This window comes from bacterium endosymbiont of Bathymodiolus sp. 5 South, from assembly GCF_900128535.1.
GTDB lineage: Bacteria > Pseudomonadota > Gammaproteobacteria > PS1 > Pseudothioglobaceae > Thiodubiliella.
Genome location: NZ_FQTR01000016.1, coordinates 23042 through 26572, shown reverse-complemented (window position 1 = coordinate 26572; position 3531 = coordinate 23042). Strand labels below are relative to the sequence as shown.

Here is a 3531-nt window from a genome sequence, read left to right as displayed (position 1 = left end):
CCCACTTTTCACCCACTTGGCGATTTTTTAAACCCAGCCTTAGCCCTGCTAGGACAAGGTTTAAAGAAATCACCAAGTGGGCAAAAATTGGATTTTGCTAATCACCCCTATTTGTGCAAAGGTCTCTTTAAAAATAAATACACACAAAGGTTTGCCATGTGGCAATGAGGGTTTTATTCGAAAACTAAGCGACAAGGTGGGCAGGGATTTGAGTTTTAAAAAAAGGGGTAGACCTAAAAAAGGGTAGCGTCCCCTTTTACTCAATTTGCGCTGAGGGTTTTTAGTCCTTTTTTATAAACCCATCAAAACTTCCATCGAACAGCACCTTCAATACCATAACTATGCGCTTTATTGTTAGTCGATTGAATGCGTTCATAATTAATAGAAGTGGTGGTGTCGTCTTTTTGATAATTCAGCCCCAATTTCACGCTCACTTCTTGCTCGGCATTTTTGCTAAGGTAATCACTGCCATCACGACGAAGGTCGGATTTGTATTCCACGCTCACAAAGCGAGTGAGTTGCCCCTCTTCGTAGTTCCCTGTCTTACTGATGTCAATACCAAGGGCAATTGCCTCATCGGTGGCAGTCTCGCTATTGGTAAGTACATCATTCGCTTTCATCTTAATACGGCTGATGTCGTAGCGAATGAAAGGCGATAAATCTACACTCTGAGCCTGTAAATCTGCACGGTAAGCAATACTGGCAAAAAAGCCATTGCTGCCTTGATCGGCACTTGGCGTGTTGCTTTTGCCGACTTTGTGCGTGGCTTTGGCGACGCCTAGTACTGCCTCAATACTGCCTTTGCTACTGAGTTCTAACGCACCGTAACTAGACAGTGTGTATTGCTTGGTATCCACATCGCCTGAGAAATCAATGCCTGTGGCAGTGCGATCTTGCTTGCCTAAGCCAAGGGCAAAGCCGATAGTTTTATCTTGGGCTATGCGTCTGTCCATACCTATATTAAGGGATCTAAGATTAAACTCAGTCTTATTTGTCCCTGCCCCGTTGTTTCTACCAATCACCACTTGGGCACTCGTCCAAGTATCCCAACGCTCAACCTTGCGGCTAGAGGTGGGGATAACATTGCTCAGCCCGTTGGCGCTGAGCACACGATTGATAAAACTGTTGGTTTGGCTATCGGCAAAACTGACCTGAATGCCGTTAACAAAACCATTGGTGCTAAAACTGCTCTTTTGCTGGTTTTGATGACGAATATACGATAGGCGCCCCATCAATGTTTTTCCGACTTTAGAGAGTAAGGCTTTACTGGCAAATTTGTTTTCTTTGCGCACGGCTTGGGCAATCACTTTGACATTTGTAAATTCTTCCACTACAGAATCTGCGCCCCCTTCTTCCGATGTAGTTTCTTCGTCATCAGAACTATCATCGTTCGTGTTAGGATTTATTATGGTTACAGTGAGGATTTTTTCAGCCGTCTCGGTCTTGGGTTTGAACCCAAAAGTTTCCGCAAAGGTGGCTTTAATCTTAACACGATAAGTGGCATCAGTTCGGTCGTTAAAAGCCGGGGCTTCGAAAGTTAATTTATTACCTACTAAAGTAAACTTATTGGCATCTAGACCACGCACAATCTCAAAATCTAGCGTAATCGAGGTAACTGCAGGGATTTTCTTGTTAACGGCAAGCGTAATCACCTTATTTTTATTTTCAGGTGCAGAAACATCGGTCGTGATAATATACAAACCTTCTAGAACGGTTACAACGAGGATTTTTTCAGTCTCAAGGAGGCGGGAATTTGAATCCATTCTGGTGGCTTTAATCTTAACACGATAAGCGGGATTATTTCGGCGGGAGTTGAAAAACGTGGCTTTGAAAGTTAATTCATCGCCGTTTAAACTAAACCTATTTTTATCTGCACCACCCACAATGGTAAAACTTGCCCCGCCTTTGTTAGTGGCAAGCGTAATCACCTTGTTTATCTGTTCAGGCGTAGAAACATCAGCTGTGGTAATATGAAATCCCCCATCGTCATCAGGATTACCGCCCGTGTTAGGGTTATCTATGGTTACAGTGAGGGTTTTTTCAGCCGTCTCATTGCCCTTGGTGGCTTTGATCTTAACATGATAGTTATTATCACCATGGTCTTTAAAGTCAGCACCTTCAAAGGTAAGTGCAGTGCCACTCAGGCTGAATTTACCCTTATTACCCACAATAGTAAAACTTGCCCCGTCTTTGTTAGTGGCAAGCGTAATCGTCCTGTTTGTGTGTTCAGGAATAGAAACATTAGCCGTGGTAATACGAAATGCCTCATCTACGGTTACAGTGATGGTTTTTTCAGTCGTCTCGATTATGTCAGGCAAAATCTTGGCATTCAGGGTGGCTTTGATATTAACATGATAAGTGACATCACTTCGGGCTTCAAAAGCCGTGGCTATGAAAGTTAATTTATTACCTGCTAAAGTAAACTTATTGGCATCTGCACCATCCAAAATAGCAAAAGTTCTCTTATAATCTGGGGTATTGCCTTTGTTAAGGGTAAGCTCAATCGTCTTGTCTGTGTTTTCAGGCGTAGAAAAATTAGAAGCCGTGGTAATATGAAGTTTCTCATCATTAAAGTTAGTCTTGGTTACGGTTACACTAAGGGTTATTTCAGCCGTCTCCTTGCGGGAAAAAACAGTTTTCTTAAATCTAACTTTGATATTAACATGATAAGTATTATTTCGGGCTTTAAAAGCCGTGGCTTTGAAAGTTAATTCACGACCTTTTAAAGTAAACTTACTAGCATCTAGACCATCTACAATAGTAAAAAATCGATACCCTATTTGACCAAAGTCGGCGCTCTTGTTAATGGCAAGCCTAATCGTCTTGTTTTTGTTTTCAGGCACATTAAAATTAGCCGTGGTAATATGAAGTTCCCCATCATTAAGGTCAGTCTTAGTTACGGTTACAGCAAGGATTTTTTCAGTCGTTGCGGTACCTAGGTCAACGCCCCATATGGGGGGGATACTAAAGGTGGATCTGATCTTAACATGATAAGTGGCATTCTTTCTGGCTTCAAAATCCGTGGCTTCGAAAGTTAATTTATCACCTACTAAAGTAAACTTCTTGGAATCTAGACCATCCACAATAGCAAAAGTTATTATGGGATTGGCTTGCGTGTCTTTGTTAGTGGTAAGTTTAATCACCTTCTCTCTGTTTTCAGGCGTAGAAACATCAGCCGTGGTAATATGAAATGGTTTAAATCTCTCAGGGTCTTTAAGAGCAAATGTCTGGAACGATGATAACAACAGTATATATACAACAAGTAGTTTAATAATTTTCATAGATAAAGCCGCTTATGTCTGGAATGATGATAACAATAGCATGCTTGCAATAAACAACTTTATAACTTTCATAGAAAACCCCTAAATAATTATTGCTGTTTCTAAGTAACAAGCGAATAATTGGCAAGATTTTTTTTCACACTTTGATTATCGGTATAACTTTAGATGTTTTCTAATTCTATCTGATAAGAGCAAAGTGTGTTTTATCTTGCATAAAATATGGCTACCAATTTAAAAGATGATAAATCTT

General features: G+C 40.8%; 2 protein-coding genes. One reads left to right on the top strand and one right to left on the bottom strand.

What is annotated here, in order from left to right; translation table 11 throughout:
- Positions 1–76 precede the first annotated feature (76 nt).
- Complete coding sequence (locus tag BBROOKSOX_RS03165) at positions 77–247, top strand: hypothetical protein (RefSeq protein WP_218973694.1); 171 nt, start codon at positions 77–79, stop codon at positions 245–247.
- A 55-nt stretch (positions 248–302) separates the two neighbouring features.
- On the opposite strand, the gene BBROOKSOX_RS03160 is transcribed toward BBROOKSOX_RS03165, so the two are convergent.
- The gene (locus BBROOKSOX_RS03160; protein WP_139659724.1) at positions 303–3281 is read right to left on the bottom strand and encodes an autotransporter outer membrane beta-barrel domain-containing protein; all 2979 of its coding nucleotides are present in this window, start codon (positions 3279–3281) and stop codon (positions 303–305) included.
- Between the last annotated feature and the right edge of the window lie 250 nt (positions 3282–3531).